This window comes from Shewanella sp. AS16, from assembly GCF_021412365.1.
Lineage (GTDB): Bacteria > Pseudomonadota > Gammaproteobacteria > Enterobacterales > Shewanellaceae > Shewanella > Shewanella salipaludis.
In genome coordinates, this window is record NZ_JAKCLK010000431.1 from 1 (window position 1) to 281 (window position 281).

A 281-nucleotide genomic window follows, 5' to 3' on the forward strand; every position below is an offset into this window, starting at 1 on the left:
CTCCGGGGAACCGATACGAAGAGTTATCCGGGAAATTACAGGAATACTCCTCCATTAGAGTGAATAAACAGTACCGACTGATTTTTAAATGGGTTAATGGCAAGGCCGAAGAATTGTTTTTAGACCCACACAACTACTAAAACATAGCTGTCGTATTGACGAGAAAGGTAAAACTATGAAACAGGCAACAAGAAAACCGACGACACCCGGAGATATTCTTCTCTATGAATATCTGGAACCGCTCGATTTGAAAATCAATGAGTTAGCAGAGTTGCTGCATG

At 41.3% G+C, this 281-nt stretch carries 1 protein-coding gene; it reads left to right on the forward strand.

The window, feature by feature from the left end:
• Window positions 1-140 (forward strand): type II toxin-antitoxin system RelE/ParE family toxin (locus LZP73_RS21395; protein WP_267960274.1); only part of this gene is annotated, 140 nt, incomplete at its 5' end.
• Between the last annotated feature and the right edge of the window lie 141 nt (window positions 141-281).